Here is a 21,846-nt window from a genome sequence, read left to right on the forward strand (position 1 = left end):
CGGGTCTTCCTTCAGTACGAGGCGCGAGTCCTTACGGCCGCCGGCCGTGACTATCCGCCCGGTTCTTGCGCATTCCTGTCAGCAGTCGCCACCCAGGGTCGCGCGCCGCGCAGGGGCTGGGCCCAGACGATCCACCAGCCGTCGCGACGACGCCAGAGCTCCGCCGATCCGCCGGCGGCGAAATCCTCGCCCGCCAGCACGACGGCGTCGTGACAGGCGGCCGGCAGGACGGCGGGCCGGGGTCCGCGCAGCACCACTACCTGCGCGCCGGCGCAAAGGCGCTGCAAGGCGGCGAAGTCGGGCGCACGGCGGGTCCAGGACAGACTGGCTGCGACCGGGGCCGACGGCAGCGGCGTGCAGGAGACGCGGTCGCAGGCGAAGTCCTTGCCGGCGATGGGCGTCAGACCCCGGCGGCGGGCCCAGAGATCGGCGCCGAAGCGACGGGCGTCGGGGCGCAGCAGCACGGCCTCCCCGCCCCGGCGCGCGGCGGCCGTGGCGCCGTCTGCGGAAATCCACAGATCGGGCGGCGCCGGGCGCGGCCAGAGGGCGACGGCCAGGGCCAGCGGAACGCCCAGCCAGCGCAGCCGGCCCTTCCACAGGCACAGCAGCATGATGCCCAGGAACGACAGAGCCAGGGTGAAGGGCGGGCCGCTGGCGACGACCTGTTGGGCGCCGTGCGCGCTCGCGAACCAGCGGGCGATGGCGGTCATGGCGTCGATGCCCCAGCCGGCCACGGCCAGGAACGGCGCGCCCAGGCCCAGCGGCTCCAGCACGGCGCCGACCGCCAGGAACGGCATGATCACGAAGGACGACAGCGGCGAGACCGCCAGATTGGCCGGCAGCCCCCAGACGGCGACGCGGTTGAAGTGCTGCATGGCGAACGGGCCGGTGGCCATGCCGGCCACGAAGCTGGCGCCGACGCTGATGGCGAGCCAGCCCATGGCGGCCTGGGTGAAACGGATCGGCCAGGGCACCGACATCTCGCGCGGCTGGCGCGGCCAGGCCTCGGCCAGGGCGACCAGGGCGGCGGTGGCGGCGAACGACATCTGGAAGCCCGGCGCCCCGGCCGACTCGGGCTGGGCGACCAGGATGATCAGCGCCGCCAGGGCCAGGCCGTGCAGGCTGACGGCCTGTCGGTCGGCCAGGATAGCCAGGAAGGCCACGGCCGCCGTGATCGCCGCGCGCAGGGCCGGCGGCGGCGCGCCGGAGATGATCAGGTAGGCTCCGACGGCCGCCAGACCGGCGACGGCGGCGATCTTCTTGCCCGAGACCCGCAGGGCGACCCAGGGCCAGGCGGCGATCAGCAGCCGGACGGCCGCGAACACGAAGCCGCCGACGATGGCCATGTGCAGGCCGGAGATCGAGAGAATGTGCGCCAGGCCCGAGGCGCGCATGGCCTCGGCCTGCTCCGGCGTCACCCAGGCCTCGTGGCCGGTGACCATGGCCGCGGCGATGCCGCCGCTGTCGGGTCCCAGCCGCTCGACGATGCGCGAGGCCAGGTCCCAGCGCACGGCGTTGATCGCCATGGCCAGGCGCAGCCGCCACGGCGGCGGATCGAGCGCGGTTTCCTCGATCTGGCCGACCACGAAGCCGACGCTGCCGACACCGTTGAACCAGGCGTCGCGGGCGAAGTCGTAGGCGCCGGGCGCGGCGGGCGGGGGCGGGGCCGACAGCATCGCCTTCAGGCGCAACGCCGAGCCGGGCGGCGGCGCGGTCTCCCCCTCGGCCAGGCTGACCCGGATTCGGTTCGGCGTGGCTTCCGGCGACAGCCGCGAGATCGAGACCGGCGCGACCAGCAGGCGCGGTCCGGCCGCGCCGGGCGAGACAACGTCGACGACGAAGCCGTCGATGACCCGCACGCTCCGCTCGACCGGCATGACCGGCGCGGCGACGCGGTCGCAGCGGATCTTGCCGGCCAAGGCGCCCGAAGCCGCGAAGGCGGCCAAGGTCAGGGGAACGGCCAAGCTGCTCCAGCGCGGCCAGCCGCGGCTCCAGACGGCGAGCACCGCCAGGGCGAGCGCGACCAGGGCCAAGAGCGACCAGGACGGCTCAACCTTCAGCTCCAGATAGCCGGCAGCGCCCAGGCCGAAGGCGACCGGCGCCCACAGCATCCAGCGGCTCGCGTTGAGCCTTGCCTCGTCGATCACGCGCGAAGCGAGAGCGGCGGGACTAGGCCAGCCTCGAACGGCCGTGCTAAGACGCGCCGCCCAGCGGCCGGCGCCTGCGTCGCGCGCAGCCGCCGAGCCTCCCGCCGCCCCCGCGGCCTCCAGACCGTCAGCTTCGAAGCCTATGTCCAGTTCCTCCCCCGCCCCCAGCGGCGTCGTCACCCGCTTCGCCCCGTCGCCGACCGGCTTCCTGCACATCGGCGGCGCCCGAACGGCGCTGTTCAACTGGTTATATGCACGCCATACGGGTGGGAAGTTCCTTATTCGCGTCGAGGACACCGATCGCGAGCGTTCGACAGAAGCGGCCGTGGCCGCGATCTTCGAAGGCCTCGACTGGCTGGGCATGAAGTCCGACGAGGAGGTCGTCTTCCAGTACAGCCGCGCCGACCGCCATCGGGCCGTCGTCGAGGAGATGCTGGCGGCCGGCCGCGCCTATCGCTGCTGGATGACCGTCGAGGAACTGGCCGCCGCCCGCGAACTGGCTCGGGCCGGCGGGCCGGCCCTGCGCTCGCCGTGGCGCGACGCCCCGCCGCCTGCCGATCCCACCCTGCCGCACGTCATCCGCTTCAAGGGCCCGACCGAGGGCACGACCCTGGTCGACGATCAGGTCAAGGGTCCGGTGACCTTCAACAACGCCGACCTGGACGACCTCGTCCTGCTGCGCGCTGACGGCGCCCCGACCTACAACCTGGCCGTGGTGGTCGACGACCACGACATGGGCGTCACCCACGTGATCCGCGGCGACGACCACCTGAACAACGCCGCCCGCCAGACCCTGATCTACCAGGCCAACGGCTGGACCGTGCCGGCCTTCGGCCACATCCCGCTGATCCACGGCCCCGACGGCGCCAAGCTCAGCAAGCGCCATGGCGCGCAGGCCGTCGGCGAGTTCGCCGACATGGGCTACATCCCCGAGGGCATGCGCAACTACCTGGCGCGCCTGGGCTGGGGCCACGGCGACGACGAGGTGTTCAACGACGAGCAGGCGATCAGCTGGTTCGACGTCAAGGACGTGGTCAAGGCCCCTGCCCGCCTGGACTGGGCCAAGCTGAACTTCATCAACGGCCAGCACCTGCGCCAGGCCGACGACGCGCGCCTGACCGCCCTGACGCTGAAGGCCCTGACCGCCGCCGGGACCGACCTGCCGGCCGACGCCGAAGCGCGCATCGCGGGCGCCGTTCCGCAGGTCAAGGAAGGCGCCAAGACCATCCTGGAGTTGGGTGAACACGTGGCGTTCGCGCTCAAGGTGCGCCCGCTGGCCCTCGAAGAAAAAACCGCCAAGCAGCTTTCCGAGGAAACGGTCGCGCGCCTCGCACGACTTCGTGACCAGTTGGCCGCCGCCCCGGCCTGGGGCGTTTCGGAGCTGGAGACGCTGTTGAAATCGTTCGCGGAATCGGAGGCTGTCGGCTTCGGCAAGTTCGGCCCGCCGCTGCGCGGAATCCTCACCGGCGGGGCCCAGGCGCCCGACCTGAACAAGATCATGACCGCCCTTGGTCGTGACGAGTCGCTGGGGCGTCTTGACGACGCGCTGGCGTCGCGCGCATGAGGCGCTATAACGCAGCCGCGAAATACAAAACTGGACTGATCGTTCCATTATTGAAAGGGTCTCTCGCATGACCGACAAAGCCACGCTGACGATCGGCGATAAGAGCTACGACCTGCCGATCCTCAAGGGCAGCACGGGTCCGGACGTTCTGGACATCCGCAAGGTCTATGGCGAAAGCGACCACTTCACCTTCGATCCGGGCTTCACCTCGACCGCGTCGTGCGAGAGCAAGATCACCTATATCGACGGCGACGCCGGCGTTTTGCTGCACCGCGGCTATCCGATCGACCAGCTGGCCGAGAAGTCGTCGTTCCTCGAAGTGTGCCACCTGCTGCTGAACGGCGAACTGCCGACGGCCGCCGAACTGGCCAAGTTCGAGAACAACATCACCTACCACACGATGCTGCACGCGCAGTTCGACCGGTTCTTCGAAGGCTTCCGTCGCGACGCCCACCCGATGGCCGTCATGACCGGCGCCGTGGGCGCCCTGTCGGCCTTCTACGCCGACAGCATGAACGTCGACGACGCCCGCGAACGTGAGATCAGCGCTCATCGCCTGATCGCCAAGATGCCGACGATCGCCGCCCGCGCCTACAAGTACACGATCGGCCAGCCGTTCGTGACGCCGCGCAACGATCTGTCGTACTCGGAAAACTTCCTGCGCATGTGCTTCTCGGTCCCGGCCGAGGACTGGAAGCCGAACCCGGTCCTGACCCGCGCCATGGACCGCATCTTCATCCTGCACGCCGACCACGAGCAGAACGCCTCGACCTCGACCGTCCGTCTGGCCGGTTCGTCGGGCGCTCACCCGTTCGCCTGCATCGCCGCCGGCATCGCCTGCCTGTGGGGCCCGTCGCACGGCGGCGCCAACCAGGAAGCCCTGGAGATGCTCGAGCAGATCGGCACGGTCGACAAGATCCCCGAGTTCATCGAGGGCGTGAAGGCGCGCAAGCACAAGCTGATGGGCTTCGGCCACCGCGTGTACAAGAACTTCGACCCGCGCGCGAAGGTCATGCAGAAGACCTGCCACGAGGTCCTCGGCCAGCTGGGCATCAACGACCCGCTGCTCGAAGTGGCCATGGAGCTGGAGAAGATCGCGCTGAGCGATCCGTTCTTCATCGAGCGCAAGCTGTACCCGAACATCGACTTCTATTCGGGCATCACCCTGCGCGCGATGGGCTTCCCGACCAATATGTTCACCGTGCTGTTCGCCCTGGCCCGCACCGTCGGCTGGATCAGCCAGTGGAAGGAAATGTTCGAGGATCCGACCCGCAAGATCGGCCGTCCGCGTCAGCTCTACACGGGCTCGACCCAGCGCGACTACATCGACGTCGAGAAGCGCGGCTAAGCGCTTCTTCCGGCTTCGGAATTACGGAAAGGCCTCGCGAAAGCGGGGCCTTTTTGTTTGCGCACCCCTCGCGGCTCGCGTTGCGGCGGCGGGCGCATGCGACTAAGCGTTGACCTGTGTAGCGCTTGGGAAGGGCCGCGTAATGTCTGGTGTCACGCCGCTGCGGTTGTGCGGCCTGGGCGTCTACGAACCGCGCCTGACCGTGGCATCGGACGAGCTGGACGCCCGCTATGGGCGCGAGCCCGGCTTCACCCAGAGCCAGTTCGGCCTGACCTCGCGACGCTTCGCCTCGCCCGACGAGACGGCCTCGATGATGGGCGCGGCGGCGGCGCGCGACGCCCTGGCCGCGGCCGGCTGGGCGGAGGGCGAGTTCGACGTGCTGATCGGCGCCGGCGGGGTGATGGAGCAGCCGATCCCCGGCACCTCGATTCTGGTGCAGCAGGCCCTGGGCCTGGGCCGCTCGGCCATCAGCGCCTTCGACGTCAACCAGAGCTGCCTGTCGTTCCTGGCGGCGCTGGACGTGGCGGCCATGGGTTTCGCCACCCGGCGCTGGCGGCGGGCCCTGGTGGTCTCCAGCGACATCGCCTCGGCGGGGCTGGACTGGCGCCAGCCGACGGCCAGCGCGATCTTCGGCGACGGCGCGGCGGCCGCCTGCCTGGAGGCCGGCGACGACGCGGACGGTCCCGCCCTGCTGGCCCGCCGGTTCGAGAGCTATGGCGAGGGCCGGGACCTGGCCACCCTGAAGGCCGGCGGCTCGCGCGTGCGGCTGGAGGACGGGCTGGAGGCCTTCGAGGACGCCGCCAAGTTCCACATGGACCCGTTCGGCATCTTCAAAGCCGCCGCCAAGCGGCTGCCGCCTGTGATCGACAAGGTGCTGGAGGACGCCGGCCTCGACCGCGAAGGCGTCGACCTGATCGTGCCGCACCAGGCCAGCCGGCCGGGCCTGGATCACCTGCGCAAGCTGGTCGGCGGGGATCCGGCCCGGGTGGTCGACGTGTTCGGCGAGCACGGCAACCAGATCGCCGCCTCCATTCCCACCGCCCTGCACCACGCTTGGCGTGAAGGCCGGCTGGCGCCGGGCTCGAGCGTGCTGCTGGTCGGCACGGCCGCCGGCATCAGCATCGGCGCGATGGTGCTGCGGGTCTGATGCGCCGGGCGCTCGTCACCGGCGCCACGGGCGGGCTGGGCCTGGCCCTGACCGCCGCCCTGCTGGCGGAAGGCTACGCCGTGCGCGCGACGGGGCGTGACGTCGGCGCCGTCGCCCGACTGCGAGCGATGGGCGTCGAGACGATCGAGGCCGACCTAGTCGCCGATCCGGGGCGCGCCGTCGAGTTCTGCCGAGGCGTCGACGTCGTGTTCCATGCCGCCGCCCTGTCCAGCCCGTGGGGACCCAACGAGGCCTTCGAGCGGGCCAATGTGGGCATGACGCGCGACCTGCTGGCCGCCGCCCGCGCCGGCGGCTGCGAAGGGCTGGTCTTCGTCTCCTCGCCGTCGATCTACACCGAGCCGCGCGACCGGCTGGACCTGACCGAGGCCGACGCCCCCGCCGCGCGGCCGATGAACGCCTACGCCCGCACCAAGCTGGCGGCCGAGCGGCTGGTGCTGGCCGCGAATGGCCCGGACTTCTTCACCGTGTCGGTGCGGCCGCGCGCCCTGGTGGGGCCGGACGACAAGGTGCTGCTGCCGCGCCTGCTGGCGCTGGTCGCCCGGGGACGCGCGCCCCTGCCGCGCGGCGGGCGGGCGCTGGTCGAACTGACCGATGTGCGCGACGCGGCCGACGCCCTGTTGCTGGCCGACCGGCGGCGCGGGGCGGTCGGCGGTCGGGCGTTCAACATCTCGGGCGGGACGGCGGTCAGCGTGCGGGATTTCGCGCTGGACCTCGCCGCGGCGACCGGGCGATCGCTGCGGCTGGTCTCCGCGCCGTGGGCGCTGCTGTACGCGGGCGCGGCCTTGGCCGAGGGCGTCGCGGCCGTGCTGCCCGAACGGCCCGAGCCGCCGATCACCCGCTACGGCGCGGCGACCCTGGCCTTTTCCCAGACCTTCGACCTGACCGCCGCCAGGCGAGACCTCGGCTGGGCGCCCCGCCACGACGCCCGCGCCGCAGCCTTTGAACTGGCCCGCCGCTGGGCGGAAGGCTCACGGGCATGACCGCCGTGCGCTGCGAGATCCACCTGCTGAAGGCCGGCGCCTGCGTGCATCCGGAGGCCGCGGCCCTGCGCGGCGGCAGCCTGTGCCCGGTCGACTTTCCGGCCCTGACCGCCCTGATCCTGCACCCGACGGCGGGGCCGCTGCTGTGGGACACGGGCTACGACCCGGCCTTCTTCCGCGCCACCCGCCGCTGGCCCGAAAAGCTTTATGCGCTGGCCACGCCCGTGACCCTGGGCGAGGACGAGCCCGTGGCCCGCCAGATCGGGCGCTTCGGCCTGACGCCGGACGACATCCGGGGCGTGATCGTCTCGCACTTCCACGGCGACCACGTGGCGGGCCTGCCGGCGTTTCCGAACGCGAAGATCCTCTGCGCCCGCGCGGGGCTGGAGCAGATCCAGGGCCTGGGCCGGTTCGCCGGCGTGCGGCGGGGGCTGCTGGCCGGGCTGCTGCCGGCTGATGTCGAGACGCGGGCGGTGTTCTTCGAGGACCGGCCGCGGTGCGCCCTGCCCGCGCAGCTCGCACCGTTCGAGACCGGCGCCGACCTGCTGGGCGACGGCAGCCTGATCGCCGTCGAGCTGCCCGGGCACTGTCCCGGCCACTGGGGCCTGGCGGCGCGGGGAAGCGATGACCGGCTGTGGTTCTTCGTCGGTGACGCGGCCTGGTCGCTGAAGGCGATCCGCGAGAACCGCCCGCCGCCGGCCTTCACGACCGCCCTGCTGGGCCGCACCGATCGCTATCGTCAAACTCTGGGCGACCTGCACGCCCTGCACGCGCGGTCGCCCGATGTGGTGCTGACCCCGTCGCACTGCCGGGAGGCGGCGGCCGCCGCCGAAACCGCTTGAGCCTGGGGCGCGCCGTTCGGATCGCGGCCGCCTATCTGGACGCGCGGCTGGCCGAGCGGTCTTTGCGCGACCGGGCGGCGCTGGAGCGGCGGCAGGCCCAGCTGTGGCGGCGGCTCACCCCGGCCCTGGCCCGCACGCCGGCGCTCTCGGCGCTGGCCGGGCGGCCACTGGAGGACTTCCCGGTGCGCGAACCGGCCGACGTGCGCGGCGACCTTTCGGCCTGGAACAGCCTTGGGCTGGATACAGCCTCGATCCTGGCGGCGGCGCAGGCGGCGGAGGATGGGGGCGAGGCCACCCTGCCCGGCGGGGCGCAGGCCGGGTTCTCGACCGGCAGCGAGGGCGCGCGGGGCGTCTTCCTGACCACGCCGGCAGAGCGCGACCACTACATCGGGACCCTGCTGGGCCAGCTGGTCGCGCCGGCGCGGCTGCTGGCCCCGATCCGCGCCGCCCTGATCCTGCGGGCCAACAACAGGCTCTACGCGGATATCGGCGGCGCGGGGGCGGCCTTCGCCTTCATCGGTCTGGACGAGAGCCCGCAGGCCCAGGCCGCCGCCCTGCGGGCCTTCGCGCCGACGCATCTGGTGGCGCCGCCGCACGTGCTGGCCGGACTGGCGCGGCTGGGCGAGACGGAAGGCTGGGTCGATCGGCTGGAGGGTCTCTATTACGGGGCCGAGCCGATGGGCGAGCGCGAGGGCGAGGTCCTGGCCAGAGCCTTCGGCCGCCGGCCCGCGCCGCTCTATCAGGCCACCGAGGGCTTTCTCGGCGCGCCATGCCGCCTGGGGACCCTGCACCTCAACGAGGAGAACCTGATCGTCGAGCGCGATCCCCTGCCCGGCTCTACCCGCTTTCGGCCCATCGTCACCGACCTGCGCCGCACGGCCCAGCCGATGGTGCGGGTGCAACTGGACGACCTGATCGAGCCCGCGCCGCCCTGCCCCTGCGGCTCGCCGCGGCTGGCGATCCGGTCGGTGGAGGGGCGCGTCGGCGACGTCTGGCGGGCGGGCGAGACGATGATCTTCCCGCGCGAGGTCGAGGCGGCGCTGGAGGCTGCGCTGCCGCCGCTGGCGCCGTGGCGGGCGGAGGCTTCGCCGGGCGAGGTTCGGGTGCTGGTCGAAGAGGCCGCGCACGTCGCGCCGGCCCGCGCGGCGATCGAGGCGCTGCTGGCGACGCATGGCGTGGACTGGCCGGTTGCGGCGGAAGCCTCGGCCGAGGTCGAGACCCGGCCCAAGCGGCGGCGCGTGCGGTGGCGGGCGTGAGCGGCGCGCCGCTGGTCCTGATCACCGGCGCGCGGGCGCCGGCGGCGCTGGACCTGGCCCGCTCGTTCCGGGCGGCGGGCATCCGCGTGCGCATGGCCGACTGCAGCCCTGCCCGGGCGGCGCGGCTGTCGAAGGCGCCTGAGTCCGTGCACGCCTACGCCTCACCGGTGACGCGGCCCGAGGCCTTCGCCGACGACGTCGAGGACCTGATCGACACGCTGACGCCGACACTGGTGGTGCCGACCTGCGAGGAGGTGTTCCATCTGGCGGCGCTGGCCGAGCGGCGTCCGACCCTGGCCGCGACGTTGTTCGCGCCGCCGCTTTCGACGCTGCGAAGGCTGCATTCCAAGCGGCTGTTCGCGCAGGCCTGCGTCGCCGAAGGCCTGCCGGTTCCTCGCACCTGGAGCCTGACGAGCCCCGCCGACCTGGCCAGCCTGCCGCCGGCGGACGAGCTCGTGTTGAAGCCGGAATATTCCCGCTTCGGCGTCCACGCCCTGATCCGGCCGACGGTCGAGCAGGTCGCGGCCCTGTCGATCTCGCCCGAGCGGCCGTGGGTGGCGCAGGCCTGCGTGGTGGGGACCGAGGTCTCGTTCTACGCCGTGGCGCGGGGCGGACGTCTGACGGCGCTCAGCGCCTACGGCTCGGCCTGGCGCGACCGGGGCGGCGCCAGCTACGCGTTCGTCGCGCCGCCGGCCGAGATCGTCGCGGTCCTGCGCGACCTCGCCACCCGGCTGGCCGGGCGGATCGTGGGCGACGGGCAGTTCGCCTGCGACGTCATTCTCGACGCCGAGGGGCGGCCCTGGCTGCTGGAGTGCAATCCGCGGGCGACCAGCGGCGTTCACCTGTTCCAGAGAAGCGCCGCGTTCGGCCGAGCCTTCCTAGAGGACGGGCCGTGCGTCGAGCCGATCGATCCGCCGCCGCTGCATGTCGCGCCGGCCCTGTGGCTGCTGGGCTTGCCCGCCGCGCTTCGGAAGCATCGCCTGGCCGAGTGGAACGCCCTGCGGCGCGACGGCCGCGACGTGCTGACCGCGCCGGGCGACCGGGCGCCGTTGTTCGGAGCGCTGCTCGACAGCGCCGGCTTTGGCCTGAAGGCGCTGGCAAGCGGACGCTCGCTGGCCGCGGCCATGACCGCCGACATCGAGTGGAACGGAGAGCCGTCGTGAGCGCCGTGCGCGTCGCAGCGGTGGACGATCCGGCGCTCGACTGGGACGATCCGGCGGTCGGCGCCTATGCCCGCGCCCTGGCCGCGTTGGGACCGGACGGCGCGCTGGAAAACGCCCGCTTCGACCTGGCGGCGCTGCAGCTGCGCGACCGGGCGCTGCTTCTGGTCGTCCCGCACGGGCGGCAGGACTGCTGGCTGACCGCGCCGAGCGTCACCTACGGGCGGACGCTGCGCGAGGAGGTCGACCGCGAACTGAAGGGCGGCGAGGCCTCGGCGGCCAAGGCGGCGTCCTGGCTGGCCGAGGGCCTGCTGCGGGCCACCCGGGCCGACGACGCCGTCTATGTGAACCACCTGCTGTTCTCGACCAGCCTGCACGGCGGCTGGGACGGGGCGGCGCTCGACGAGGCGCTGGCGGCCCTGCGGGCGGCCTATCCCGACCGGACGATCGTCTGGCGCAGCCTGAACGTCGTCGATCACGCCGACCTGCTGGCGCGGATGCAGGCGACCGGCGGGCGGCGGCTGCTGAGCCGGCTGATCTGGCGCCTGCCCGATCCGAAGCGGCAATGGGCGCCGCGCCGTGACGTGCGGCGTGACCTGGCCTTGGCGCAAGCCGGGGGCTTCGCGGTCGAGATCGACGCCAGGCCGACGCCAGCGGAGATCGAGCGGCTGCTAGCGCTCTATGCCGGCGTCTATATCGACAAATATTCCGGCGCCAATCCGCGCTACACGCCGGCGGCGCTGGCGGCCGGCATCACGTCGGGCGTGCTGCGCCTGTCGCTGGTGCGCGCGGCGTCGGGCGAGATCATCGCCTTCGCCGCCGACCAGACCTGCGGCGGCGAACTGGCCACGCCCATGCTGGGCCACGACAGAAGCCGTCCCGAGGCCGAGGGCCTGTTCCGGATCGCCATGGCGCTGTCGGTCCAGCACGCGGTCGAGCACGGCCTGGCGGTCAATGGCTCTGCCGGTGCGGCGGCCTTCAAGCGCCACCGGGGCGCGACGCCGGCGCTGGAGCACCAGATGGTGTTCGACGACCATCTTCCCCCCTGGCGGCGGGCGGGCTACGCCTTGCTGGCCAAGGCCCTCGACGCCCTGACCCCGACCCTGGAAAGGATCGCCGCCGGATGACGCCCTTCCCCGCCGGCCTGACCCGAACCTGGCTACCCGTTTGTCTGTCCAGGGAGCTGACGGCAAAGCCCCTGGCGCGCCAGCTGGCCGGCGTGCCGCTGGTGCTGTTCCGCGACGCCGAGGGCGCGGCCGCGGCGCTGGAAGACCGTTGTCCGCACCGCAACTATCCGCTGTCGGACGGCAAGGTGGTCGATGGCGCGATCCGCTGCCCCTATCACGGCTGGAAGTTCGACGGTTCAGGCGGATGCGTGGAGATCCCCGGGACCAGCGAAGACATCAATGCGGAGCGCCTCAGCGCGCGGCGGATCGAGCTGGTCGAGCGGCACGGGGCGGTGTTCGTGCGGCTGGAGCCGAATCCGGAGCAACCGGACCTCGTCCTGCCGCCGCTGCTGGGCGACCCCGACCATGATCATTTCTGGTGGAGCCAGCCGCCGTGGAAGGCCCGCGCCCTCGATGCGCTGGAGAACATCCTCGACCCGTTCCACACCAACTTCGTCCACGACGGCCTGATCCGGGTCAGCGGCAGGCGCCAGGCCGTGCGCCAGACGGTGATCCAGCACACGGACGGCGTCGAGGTGGTCTACGAGCAGGACGAGCCCGACCGGGGCTGGATGTCTCGCCTGCTGGAGGGCGACCGCCAGCGCAGCGTCGGCCGCTACTATCCGCCGGTGGTGTTCCAGGGACGCTGGGAGAAGAAGGACCGCCTGACCCTGTGCGCGACGGCCTTCTTCGTTCCCGAGACGCAGGACCGTTTCCGGGGCTTCGGCTGCTGGACGACGCCGAAGGGCCGCGCGCCGGCCTGGCTGAAGCGCCAGGCGATCATGGCCTTCGTGCGCCCGGTCGCGGCCCAGGACCGCCGCGCGCTGGAGCGGCAGTACGCGACCATCGCCGCCTTCGGAGGCCCCCGGTTCAAGTCCGGCCCCACCGATCGCGTGACCACGCCCCTGACGCGCCTCTATCAGGGCGAGGCTTTGGAGCCGTCGGTGGACGGCCCCAACACCATCTGGCTCTGAGGATCAGGCGCCGACCAAGGCGAAAACCTCGTCCTTCGACAAGCTCAGGATGAGGTTTTTCTTCTGCCCAGGCCTGCCTTGGTCCTCATCCTGAGCCCGTCGAAGGACGAGGACCACGCACAACGCCCCCGGGTCAGGCCGCCAATATCCGCCGGCCGCGCTCGACCGACATGCGGTGCGAGCCCGCCACCTCGACCTCTCGGGTCTTGATGGTCTTCATGAACAGCCATTCGCCGGTCACGCGGCGGGGCGTGACCTCGATCATCATGTAGCCGCGGCGGCTGGTGTCGGCCCACTTCATCTCCGGATTGGCGGCCATGAAGCCCCGCGCCACCACGGCCGGATCGGCGCCCATGTCGCCCTCCAGACCGTTGGAGGTGACGCTGTGGCCGGCGAACTCCACGCCGGCGGGATGGCCGTCCTCGACCAGGGAAAAAGCCCAGGCGTTGTGGCTATCGCCGGCCAGCATGACCAGGTCGGCGTCGGCGGCCTGGGCCGCCTTCAGCAACCGTGCGCGAGCCTGCGGATAGCCGTCCCAACGGTCCATCCACATGGGCAGGCCCTGGCGGGCGGCGCGGATGTTGTTGCGGTAGCCGGCGACCTTGCGCTCGCTGGTGTCCGGCTTCAGCCAGTCGACGGCGTCGCCGGGCATGACGGTGCGGCCGATGATCGTGCCCATGCCGACCAGCTGCCAGGCCGTGGCCTTGGCGTTGGCCTTGAAGGCGTGGGCCAGCCAGTTTTCCTGGGTCGTGCCCAGCATGGTGGCCGAAGGATCGCGCCAGGGGCCGTCGCGGAACGCCTTCAGGGCCGCGTCGGGATCGGCCGCCTTGAAAGTCGCGCCGATGTCGGCCGGCTGGGTGCGGGCCAGCAGGCGCGATTCCGTGCGGTAGAGGGTGGCCAGGGCGCCGATCGGATAGGCCTTCCACGGCTCGTCCGAGACCGGCATCCACTCGCGATAGACCTGCATGGCCGCGGCCCGGCGCAGGTTCCAGTCGCCTTCGGCCGGCTGATGGTTCTGGGCCCCGCCCTCCCAGCTGTCGTTGGACGACTCGTGGTCGTCCCAGAGGGCGACCATCGGGGCCATCTGGTGCAGGCGCTGAAGGTCGGGATCGGCGCGGTAGCTGGCGTAGCGCAGGCGATAGTCGGCGATGGCCAGGATCTCGTTGGCCGGCAGTGGCACGCGGTCGGGCTCGCCGCCCTCGCGCAGCACGCCCGGCCCCTCGTAGATGTAGTCGCCGACGTGCAGCCACAGATCCAGGTCGTTCCGCGCGGCCGCGTGGCCATAGGCGTTGAAGTAGCCGTACGGCAGGTTCGAGCAGGAGAAGACCGCCAGGTTGAAGCGCGAGACCTGTCCCTCCGGCAGGGTCTTGGTGCGGCCCACCGGCGAGCGCGTCCCGTCCGGCGCCACGAAGCGGTACCAGTATGCGGTCCCGGGCTGGAGGCCATCGACCGTGACCTTGGCGGTCCAGTCGCGATAGGCGCCGGTGCGCACGACGCCGCCCGAAACGATGCGGGCGAAGCCCTGGTCGAGCGCCACCTCGACCTGCAGGCGCACGACGCCGTCGCCGCCAACGGGGACGTAGCGCGTCCACAGCAGCATGGAGTCGGCCGCGGGCTCGCCGCTGGCGACGTTGTGGGTGAAGCCGGTCGCGCCGGAAAGGCCGGCGGCCAGGGCCGCGCCCGCGGGCAGCAGCAGCGCGCCGAGGCCCAGGCCCGCGCCCAGCACCAGGCTGCGGCGATCGATGTTCAGAACCATGTCTGGTCCTCCGAAGAGCGTGATGAGTTGAGGCGGCGGATCAGAAGGAGCCCTTGACCCCGATGTTCCACATCGAGCCGTAGATGCTGTACTGCTGCACGCGGCTGGGAATGTTCGAATAGACGACGTCGGGCGCGTTGAAGATGTTGCGACCGGCCAGCATCACCTCGAACTGCTTGTTGATCTTGTAGCTGGCGCTGATGTTCCAGAGCTCGCGCGGCGCGTGGTAGAGAATGCCGTTGGCGGCGGTGGTCGGTGTGTTGCTGAGCGCGCTGGTCCGATACTTCGACTGCGAATTGCCGGTCAGCTGGAAATCGAACGAGCCGTAGCTGTAGCGCAGGCCCCAGTTGGCCGAGACCTTGGGCATGTTCACCCGCTCGCCGTCGGGATCGACGCGGGTGACCGAACCGCGCAGCCCCAGGCCCCGCAGCATGCCCGGCAGGAAGGTCAGCTGCTGGTCGTATTCGAGGGTCACGCCCTTGTTGGTGCTGGCGCCCGGCAGGTTCTGGGCGCTGCGGAAGGTGTAGCCGACATAGTCGCCGGCGCTGTAGCCGACGTCCTCGGGCTCGACCGTCATGCCGGTGACCTGCATGTCCTTGATGTCGAGCTGGTAGACCGACACGCCGACGACGCCGGACGGCTCGAGGAAGTACTGCAGGCCCGCATAGTACTTGGTCGAGTGCTCGGGCTTGAGCAGCGGGTTGGGCACGGTGACGATCAGGTTGTTGTCGTCGACCGCCACCACGCCGCCGAGGTTGGCGTAGTCCGGACGCAGGATCGATTGGCTGAAGGCCAGCTGGCCGACCAGGCGCTTGGTGAACTCGTACTTGGCCCCGCCGCTGAGGAACCAGTCGTCGTACTCGCCGTGGCGGGTGGTGTAGACGCCGTTGTGGTACTGGTAGAGCAGGCCCGCGACCGTGCTGGTCGACAGGCCGGCGGCCGTGACCTCCTTGGCCGGACGGATGTCGGCGACGCGCGCGGCGGTCTCGGTCTTTTCATAGCGCAGGCCAAGGTCGAACTTGGCGCGGCCGTAGCGCGGCTGGACCTCGAAATAGGCCGAGGTGATGTCTTCCTGGATGCGCTTGTTGTTGTCGAGCCGGCGCTTGAGGTTCCCCACCGTGTCGGCGACGAAGTACTCGGGATGGGCCTGGTAGATGTCGTAGACGCCGTAGTTGCTGTCGGCGCGCCAGCCCTGGGCGTTCATGTTGCCGGCGTCGAAGCCGAGGATCTTGAACTGGTAGTTACGGGTCCAGGGGATGACGGCCTCGGGCGCCTTCTGGGTCAGGTCGCCGGTCGGTCCGACGTACTGGAACTGCTGGTAGGAGCCCTCGTTGGTGCGCCAGTCGTTGCTGCGACCGCCGAAGCCGGCCAGCAGGGTGACCGGCACGTCGCCGACCTCGAGCCGCTTCTTCACGTCGAAATAGGCGCCGTACATGTTGTTCTTGGCGTCGGACTCGGCGGTGCGGATGTTGTTGCCGATGTCGTCGTCGCGGTTGAAGCTGGTCGGGTCGCTCCAAGAGCGGCCGGCGGTCTGCTTCAGGGTCCAGGCGTTGGAGTCCTCCGAGGCGCGGTCCAGCGTGAAGCCGATGCGCGTCAGGTAGCTGTCGGTGCGCTGGAAGAAGCCCTTGCTGTTGTCGCGAAAATTGAACTCCGAGGCGGCGTAGCTGCCGCGCAGCACCGCCTCCCAGGTGTCGCCGCGATATTCCAGCTTGGGCGCGACCAGCCACGACGGCGTGCCGGCGTAGCGGTGGGAATACTGGGTGTGCAGACGGGTGTTGGTCGTGTTCGGATTGACGACGATGTGGGTCGGCGTGGAATCGGCCGTGGCCTGCGACGTCGTCGAGGTTCCGAAGATCAGGTAGGTGTACTGGTTGAAGTACTCGACGTCGTAGAACGAGTAGTTGCTGCGCAGGCTGAAGGCCAGCTTGTCGGTGATCTTGTAGTCGACGCTGAGATTGGCGGCCTGGCGGTGGGTCAGCTTCGGCCCCGGGCGCCACATCACCTGGTAGGGCATGACCCGGCCGTTGGCGAGATAGGACCAGTCGGTCTGGACGCGGTCCTGCTGGACGTAGTTGGCGTTGTAGCTGGCGTTGAACGCGATCCCCAGGCGCCCGTCCAGGAACACGTCGCCATAGCCGATCTGGGCCGAGGGGAAGATGCGGGCGTGCGTCTGGTCGTCGGGAAAATAGATGCGCGAGACGCCGGAGTCGGACGTGCCGACGCCGCCGACCTGGAAGCGCAGCAGGCGGCCGTTGCGCTGGAAGGCGTACTTGGAACGCAGGTTGATGGCGCCGCCGGGGGAGTCGGCGTCCATGCTGGCGGTCAGGGTGTTGTTGAGCTCGATCGAGTCGACGCCGGTGATCGACATCTGCTCGAAGGAGTTCTGGCGGCCGGCGTTGTTGTTGGAGGTGGCCGTGGCCATCCGCGCGCCGTCGGTGGTGAAGGTCGAGTACTTGGGGTCGAGGCCCCCGATGCGCACGGCGGTGGCGTCGACCTCGGTGTAGTCGAGCGAAAGGCCCGGCATGTTCTTCATGAACTCGCCCACGTCGCCCATGGTCAGGGCGCCGAAGTTGTCGGCGGCGACGACGTTCTTGGCGTTGGTCGAGGCGCGGCGTTCCATGATGGCGCTGGCCTGGCCGTCGCGCTTGGCGGTGATCGTGATCGCCTCGACCTCGTCACCGGCCGCGACATAGGCCGAAAGCTCGAAGTTCAGGGCCGAGACCTGGCCGGGGGCGACGTTGACCGCCGCGCGGGCCTCCTGCAGGCCCGCGTACTTCACCACGACGGTGAGGTCGCCGGCCGGAACGCCGACCAGGCGAAAGTCGCCGCCCGCTTCGGTGTAGGCCACGATCGGCGTGCCCACGACGCGAACCTCGGCGTTGCGCACGAACTCGCCGGTCACGGTGTTGAGGACGCGGCCGCGGACCACGCCGGCGCCGGCCGAGGGACGCGCCCCGCCCTGCCCTTCGGCGCGCAGGGTGATGATCTGGCCGTCGTCGGAGTCGATGCGCAACGGCGTGCCGGCGATCAGGCGGGCCAGGGCCGTGCGGACGTCCATCCTGCCCTTCACGGCCGGGGTGCGCACGCCTTCCAGGCCGCGGGCCGGAGCGATGATCTGCACCTGGCCCTGGCGGGCGAGTTCGGGGATGGCGCGCACCGCCGGCTGGGCCGGAATGTCGAACACCCGCTCCTGCGCTTGGGCCGGCAGGGCGATCGATAGCGCGCAGACGGCGGCGCCGCAGGTCAGGACGGAGTGAAGAGAACGCATCGGCTGGTAGCCCCCAATCGTCGCTCGGCTCGCGACGTTCGCCGTTGAGAGCCGCCGGCCCGGGGCCTTCCGCTATCGTTCACAAAACTTTCGCGGAATGAGCCGTCAGGACGCCGGGACGCGGGTCAGGACGACCCCGCCGCGCTCGACCTGCAGTTGGGCGTCGAACACCCGGGCCACGGCGCGGGAGAAACCGACCGGATCGTTGGCGGCGAAGAGGCCCGTCACCGGCTCGCGGGCCAGGACGGGGTCGCGCACCTCGATCGTCGTGTCGCTGTAGCGGGCGAAGGCCCGGGCGGCTTCGGCGAGAGGCTCGCCCTCGAAGGCCAGCTTGCCGTCGCGCCAGGCCAGCTCGCGCGTCACCGTCTCGGGCGCCAGGGGCTGGGGCCGTCCGGCGGCGGGACCGGACAGGGCCATCCGGCTATTGGCGCCCAGGGCCAGACCCGGCCCGGCGGCGCCCACGACATCGACCCGTCCCTGGTTGACCAGCACCTCGACCGGCGCGCGGTCGAGCTTGCGCACCCTGAAGCCGGCCTGGGGCGTGCTCAGCCGCCGGCCGTCGACCTCGACCACGAAGGGCCGGTCGTCGTCGCGGGCCACCGAAAAATAGGCCTCGCCCTCAAGCAGGGCCACCAGGCGCTCGCCCTTGTCGTAGCGGATGCGGATGCGGCTGTCGGTGTTGAGCAGCACGCTGGAACCGTCCTCCAGCGGCGTCAGCCGGATCTCGCCCCGACGGGTGCGCACCACGGTTCCGGCCGTGGCCACGCCGACCCCGAACGCGCCCAGCGCCGCCGCGGCGGCCGCGCCGCCGGCCCAGAACAGCGCCTGTCGGCGGGATCGCGCCGGCGCCGGTGGACGCTCGTCCGCCTCGAACGCGACCGGATCGAAGTCGTCGCCCAGCGCCTGGGCGGCCTCGCTCATCATCGACAGCGCCCGGGCGCGCAGCAGCGCGCCCCTGGCGCGCGGATCCCCGCCCAGCCAGGCCTGCAGCGCCGCCTCTTCCTCTGGAGTCAGCGGTCCACGGTCCAGTCGCGCCGTCCATTGCGACGCCGCCTGGTCAATGTCGCGACTGGTGTCTGGTCTGGCCATCTCGCGGGGCAATCTCCGGTTCCGCGTACTTAGAGGTTTGGGACCGCTTGTTTCCGCCACGGCCGAACCAATCAATCAAGAACAGGACGCCCCGGGAAATGTGGGTTTCGACCGTATTCTCCGAAATGCGCATCCGCGCCGCGATCTCGCGCTGGGGCAGCCCCCTCACCCGCCTGAGCACGAAGGCCTCGCGGGTCTTGAGCGGCATCGCCGCTATGGCCCGGGCCAGATGGCGAAGCTCGTCGCGATCGATGGTCCGCTGCTCGGGCGAGGCGTCGTCGTCGGGATGCTCCAGCCTTTCCAGGTCGTCGACGGCGTGGATCGAGACGATGCGAGCCCGGCGGACGTGCCGCATGATCACCGAGCGCGCCACCTGGAAGAGATAGGCCTTGGGATGACGGATGCCCTCCACGGTCTCCAGCTCGGCCAGGATCGTATAGGCCTCCTGGATCACGTCCTCCGGATCCAGGCCGGACGGCGCGGCGCGCGCCAGCCACCCCCTGAGCGCGGGCTCATGAGGCAGGATGGTCCGCAGGAACCATCGTGTTCTTTCCCTGTCGGGGCCGCTCATCCGCTGACTGGCCTGATCCGCTGCTGGACGTTGGAAGGGCGCGCCGCGGTCGCTGACCGGCCGACGCCTCGATTGGGCGGCATGCCTAGACGGATTTCATGACAGTCCCGCTGCGGTGACGAGATTGGAGCAGTTCCTCCGCGTCCGGCGTAATCGGCGCCCAGCACTCAAATGCTCTTGCGATTTACTCGCAACTCTATTGCGATCTCGACCTCGCTACAGTTGGCGGCGTCTATCGCGATGATAGGAACAATCAATTTTACCTATCGGCGGATGCGGGTTGACTAGGCGGCGTCGGGTTCAAGAGGCGGACAAAAGCCAGGGAGGAAGACGACGATGGATGGGAATGTCGAGACCGGCGCGAAGGGCCAATGCCCCGTCGGACACGGCCGCGGCCACGGCAATCGTGACTGGTGGCCCCAAGGTCTGCGCCTGGAGGGGCTGAACCAGCATTCGCCGCGCTCCAATCCCCTTGGCGAGGCGTTCGACTACGCCGAGGCGTTCAGGCACCTGGACCTCGACGCGGTGATCGCCGACCTGCACGCCCTGATGACCGACAGCCAGGACTGGTGGCCGGCCGACTTCGGGCACTACGGCGGCCTCTTCATCCGCCTGGCCTGGCACAGCGCCGGCACCTATCGGATCACCGACGGCCGCGGCGGCGCCGGCGGCGGCCAGCAGCGGTTCGCGCCGCTCAACAGCTGGCCGGACAACGCCAATCTCGACAAGGCCCGGCGCCTGCTGTGGCCGATCAAGCAGAAGTACGGCGCCAACCTGTCGTGGGCCGATCTCTATGTGCTGGTCGGCAACGTCGCCCTGGAGTCCATGGGCTTCAAGACCTTCGGCTTCGGCGGCGGCCGGGCCGACCAGTGGGAGCCCGAGGAGCTGTACTGGGGTCCGGAAGGCTCGTGGCTGGGCGATGAGCGCTACAGCGGCGAGCGGCAGCTGCATCCGGCCCTGGGCGCGGTGCAGATGGGCCTGATCTACGTCAATCCGGAAGGCCCGAACGGCAATCCCGACCCCAAGGCGGCGGCGCGCGACATCCGCGACACCTTCGCCCGCATGGCCATGAACGACGAGGAGACCGTCGCCCTGATCGCCGGCGGCCACAGCTTCGGCAAGACCCACGGCGCGGGCGACCCGTCCTTCGTCGGCGTCGAGCCCGAGGGCGGCGAGATCGAGGCCCAAGGGCTGGGCTGGACCAGCAAGCACGGCACGGGGATCGGCGCGGACGCCATCACCGGCGGCCCTGAAGTGATCTGGACCCAGACCCCGACCAAGTGGAGCAACCTCTTCTTCGAGAACCTCTTCAAGTTCGAGTGGGAGCTGCACGAAAGCCCGGCCGGCGCCAAGCAGTGGCGGGCCAAGGACGCCCCGGCCGACATTCCCGACGCCTATGATTCCTCGAAGAAGCACTTGCCGCGGATGCTGACGACGGACCTGGCCCTGCGGTTCGACCCGGAATACGAGAAGATCTCGCGCCGGTTCCTGGAGAACCCCGACCAGTTCGCCGACGCCTTCGCCCGCGCCTGGTTCAAACTGACCCACCGCGACATGGGCCCCAAGGCCCGCTACCTCGGCCCGCTCGTGCCGGAAGAGACGCTGATCTGGCAGGACCCCGTGCCGGAGGTCGACCATCCGCTGGTCGACGGCTCGGACGTCACCGCCCTGAAGCAGAAGATCCTGGCCTCGGGCCTTTCCGTCGGCGAACTGGTCGGCGTGGCCTGGGCCTCGGCCTCGACCTATCGGGGCTCGGACAAGCGCGGCGGGGCCAACGGCGCCCGCATCCGCCTGGCTCCGCAGAAGGACTGGGAGGTCAACGATCCCCCGACCCTGGCCAAGGTGCTCGGCGTGCTGGAAGGCATCAAGGCTGAGTTCGACGGCGCGGCCGCGGGCGACAAGAGGATCTCGCTGGCCGACCTGATCGTGCTGGCCGGCGCAGCGGGGGTCGAGGAAGGCGCCAAGGCCGCCGGCACGCGGATTCAGGTTCCGTTCGTCCCCGGGCGCACCGACGCCTCGGCCGAACAGACCGACGCCGACTCGTTCGCGCCGCTGGAGCCGCTGTCGGACGGCTTCCGCAACTATCGCCGCGCGGGCGAGCAGTTCATGGCCCCGGAAGAGGCCCTGGTCGATCGGGCGCAACTGCTGGGGCTTTCCGGACCGGAACTGACGGTGCTGGTCGGCGGCCTGCGGGTGCTGGGCGCCAACGCCGGCGGCTCGAAGGCCGGCGTATTCACCGAGCATCCGGGGGTTCTGACGAACGACTTCTTCGTCAACCTGCTCGACATGGGCACGGTGTGGAGCCCGACGGCCGTCAACGCCTTCTCGGGCGCCGGCCGCAAGGACAGCCAGTCGCGCTGGACCGCGACCCGGGTCGACCTGATCTTCGGCTCGCACGCCGAACTTCGGGCCATCGCCGAGGTCTATGCCGGCGCCGACGCCCAGGTGAAGTTCGTCACCGACTTCGTGGCGGCCTGGAACAAGGTCATGAACGCCGATCGCCTGGATCTGCGCTGACCCTCGACGACGGGACGCCGTCTTTCCGGTCGGCGTCCCC

General features: G+C 70.9%; 15 protein-coding genes. 10 read left to right on the plus strand and 5 right to left on the minus strand.

The window, feature by feature from the left end:
• Positions 1-50: 50 nt before the first annotated feature.
• The gene (locus AC07N1_RS03920) at positions 51-2,111 is read right to left on the minus strand and encodes a ComEC/Rec2 family competence protein (RefSeq protein WP_494670609.1); all 2,061 of its coding nucleotides are present in this window, start codon (positions 2,109-2,111) and stop codon (positions 51-53) included.
• 178 nt (positions 2,112-2,289) lie between these two features.
• On the opposite strand from AC07N1_RS03920, the gene gltX reads away from it, so the two are divergent.
• From gltX to AC07N1_RS03965, 9 genes are all read left to right on the plus strand, one after another.
• Positions 2,290-3,711: a glutamate--tRNA ligase gene (gltX, locus tag AC07N1_RS03925; RefSeq protein ID WP_494670610.1), complete on the plus strand. Its 1,422-nt coding sequence runs from the start codon at positions 2,290-2,292 to the stop codon at positions 3,709-3,711.
• Between the two features lie 67 nt (positions 3,712-3,778).
• Entirely contained in the window at positions 3,779-5,059 is a 1,281-nt protein-coding gene (gene gltA, locus AC07N1_RS03930) for a citrate synthase (RefSeq protein WP_116565931.1), read from the plus strand.
• A 142-nt stretch (positions 5,060-5,201) separates the two neighbouring features.
• The gene (locus AC07N1_RS03935; protein ID WP_494670611.1) at positions 5,202-6,206 is read left to right on the plus strand and encodes a 3-oxoacyl-[acyl-carrier-protein] synthase III C-terminal domain-containing protein; all 1,005 of its coding nucleotides are present in this window, start codon (positions 5,202-5,204) and stop codon (positions 6,204-6,206) included.
• Positions 6,206-7,207, plus strand: a complete 1,002-nt coding sequence (locus AC07N1_RS03940; RefSeq protein WP_494670612.1) for an NAD-dependent epimerase/dehydratase family protein — start codon at positions 6,206-6,208, stop codon at positions 7,205-7,207. Before AC07N1_RS03935 ends, AC07N1_RS03940 begins: the two co-directional genes overlap by 1 nt.
• Positions 7,204-8,049: an MBL fold metallo-hydrolase gene (locus AC07N1_RS03945; RefSeq protein WP_494670613.1), complete on the plus strand. Its 846-nt coding sequence runs from the start codon at positions 7,204-7,206 to the stop codon at positions 8,047-8,049. Before AC07N1_RS03940 ends, AC07N1_RS03945 begins: the two co-directional genes overlap by 4 nt.
• Positions 8,046-9,305, plus strand: a complete 1,260-nt coding sequence (locus AC07N1_RS03950) for a cell division protein FtsA (protein WP_494670614.1) — start codon at positions 8,046-8,048, stop codon at positions 9,303-9,305. The genes AC07N1_RS03945 and AC07N1_RS03950 overlap by 4 nt, the downstream gene beginning before the upstream one ends.
• Positions 9,293-10,468 carry an ATP-grasp domain-containing protein gene (locus tag AC07N1_RS03955; RefSeq protein WP_494670615.1) on the plus strand — a complete coding sequence of 392 codons (1,176 nt, stop codon included), beginning with the start codon at positions 9,293-9,295 and terminating at the stop codon, positions 10,466-10,468. Before AC07N1_RS03950 ends, AC07N1_RS03955 begins: the two co-directional genes overlap by 13 nt.
• Positions 10,465-11,592, plus strand: a complete 1,128-nt coding sequence (locus AC07N1_RS03960; protein WP_494670616.1) for a hypothetical protein — start codon at positions 10,465-10,467, stop codon at positions 11,590-11,592. The genes AC07N1_RS03955 and AC07N1_RS03960 overlap by 4 nt, the downstream gene beginning before the upstream one ends.
• A complete protein-coding gene (locus tag AC07N1_RS03965; protein WP_494670617.1) occupies positions 11,589-12,605 on the plus strand; it encodes a Rieske 2Fe-2S domain-containing protein in 1,017 nt (338 codons plus the stop codon). The genes AC07N1_RS03960 and AC07N1_RS03965 overlap by 4 nt, the downstream gene beginning before the upstream one ends.
• 133 nt (positions 12,606-12,738) lie before the next feature.
• Here the strand turns inward: AC07N1_RS03965 and AC07N1_RS03970 are convergent, their stop codons facing one another.
• The 4 genes from AC07N1_RS03970 to AC07N1_RS03985 all read right to left on the minus strand — a co-directional run bounded on the left by AC07N1_RS03970 (position 12,739) and on the right by AC07N1_RS03985 (position 19,289).
• Positions 12,739-14,361 (minus strand): alkaline phosphatase D family protein, encoded by a 1,623-nt coding sequence (locus AC07N1_RS03970; RefSeq protein ID WP_494670618.1) that lies wholly within the window; start codon positions 14,359-14,361, stop codon positions 12,739-12,741.
• A 40-nt stretch (positions 14,362-14,401) separates the two neighbouring features.
• On the minus strand, positions 14,402-17,629 hold the full coding sequence (locus tag AC07N1_RS03975; protein ID WP_494670619.1) for a carboxypeptidase regulatory-like domain-containing protein: 3,228 nt from the start codon (positions 17,627-17,629) through the stop codon (positions 14,402-14,404).
• A gap of 105 nt (positions 17,630-17,734) precedes the next feature.
• The gene (locus tag AC07N1_RS03980) at positions 17,735-18,718 is read right to left on the minus strand and encodes a FecR family protein (protein ID WP_494670620.1); all 984 of its coding nucleotides are present in this window, start codon (positions 18,716-18,718) and stop codon (positions 17,735-17,737) included.
• Positions 18,687-19,289 carry an RNA polymerase sigma factor gene (locus tag AC07N1_RS03985; RefSeq protein WP_494670621.1) on the minus strand — a complete coding sequence of 201 codons (603 nt, stop codon included), beginning with the start codon at positions 19,287-19,289 and terminating at the stop codon, positions 18,687-18,689. Before AC07N1_RS03985 ends, AC07N1_RS03980 begins: the two co-directional genes overlap by 32 nt.
• 336 nt (positions 19,290-19,625) lie before the next feature.
• Between AC07N1_RS03985 and katG the strand changes: the two genes are divergently transcribed.
• Positions 19,626-21,806 carry a catalase/peroxidase HPI gene (gene katG / locus AC07N1_RS03990; protein ID WP_494670622.1) on the plus strand — a complete coding sequence of 727 codons (2,181 nt, stop codon included), beginning with the start codon at positions 19,626-19,628 and terminating at the stop codon, positions 21,804-21,806.
• The last annotated feature ends 40 nt before the right edge of the window (positions 21,807-21,846 follow it).

This window comes from Caulobacter sp. GW821-FHT09B11, from assembly GCF_059418205.1.

Excerpts from the sequence above, each read along its gene's own strand:
- AC07N1_RS03920 (WP_494670609.1), bottom strand. The coding sequence starts at position 2,111 with ATGCTGTGGGCGCCGGTCGCCTTCGGCCTGGGCGCTGCCGGCTATCTG.
- gltX (WP_494670610.1), top strand. The coding sequence starts at position 2,290 with ATGTCCAGTTCCTCCCCCGCCCCCAGCGGCGTCGTCACCCGCTTCGCC.
- gltA (WP_116565931.1), top strand. The coding sequence starts at position 3,779 with ATGACCGACAAAGCCACGCTGACGATCGGCGATAAGAGCTACGACCTG.
- AC07N1_RS03935 (WP_494670611.1), top strand. The coding sequence starts at position 5,202 with ATGTCTGGTGTCACGCCGCTGCGGTTGTGCGGCCTGGGCGTCTACGAA.
- AC07N1_RS03940 (WP_494670612.1), top strand. The coding sequence starts at position 6,206 with ATGCGCCGGGCGCTCGTCACCGGCGCCACGGGCGGGCTGGGCCTGGCC.
- AC07N1_RS03945 (WP_494670613.1), top strand. The coding sequence starts at position 7,204 with ATGACCGCCGTGCGCTGCGAGATCCACCTGCTGAAGGCCGGCGCCTGC.
- AC07N1_RS03965 (WP_494670617.1), top strand. The coding sequence starts at position 11,589 with ATGACGCCCTTCCCCGCCGGCCTGACCCGAACCTGGCTACCCGTTTGT.
- AC07N1_RS03970 (WP_494670618.1), bottom strand. The coding sequence starts at position 14,361 with ATGGTTCTGAACATCGATCGCCGCAGCCTGGTGCTGGGCGCGGGCCTG.
- AC07N1_RS03975 (WP_494670619.1), bottom strand. The coding sequence starts at position 17,629 with ATGCGTTCTCTTCACTCCGTCCTGACCTGCGGCGCCGCCGTCTGCGCG.
- AC07N1_RS03980 (WP_494670620.1), bottom strand. The coding sequence starts at position 18,718 with ATGGCCAGACCAGACACCAGTCGCGACATTGACCAGGCGGCGTCGCAA.
- AC07N1_RS03985 (WP_494670621.1), bottom strand. The coding sequence starts at position 19,289 with ATGAGCGGCCCCGACAGGGAAAGAACACGATGGTTCCTGCGGACCATC.
- katG (WP_494670622.1), top strand. The coding sequence starts at position 19,626 with ATGGATGGGAATGTCGAGACCGGCGCGAAGGGCCAATGCCCCGTCGGA.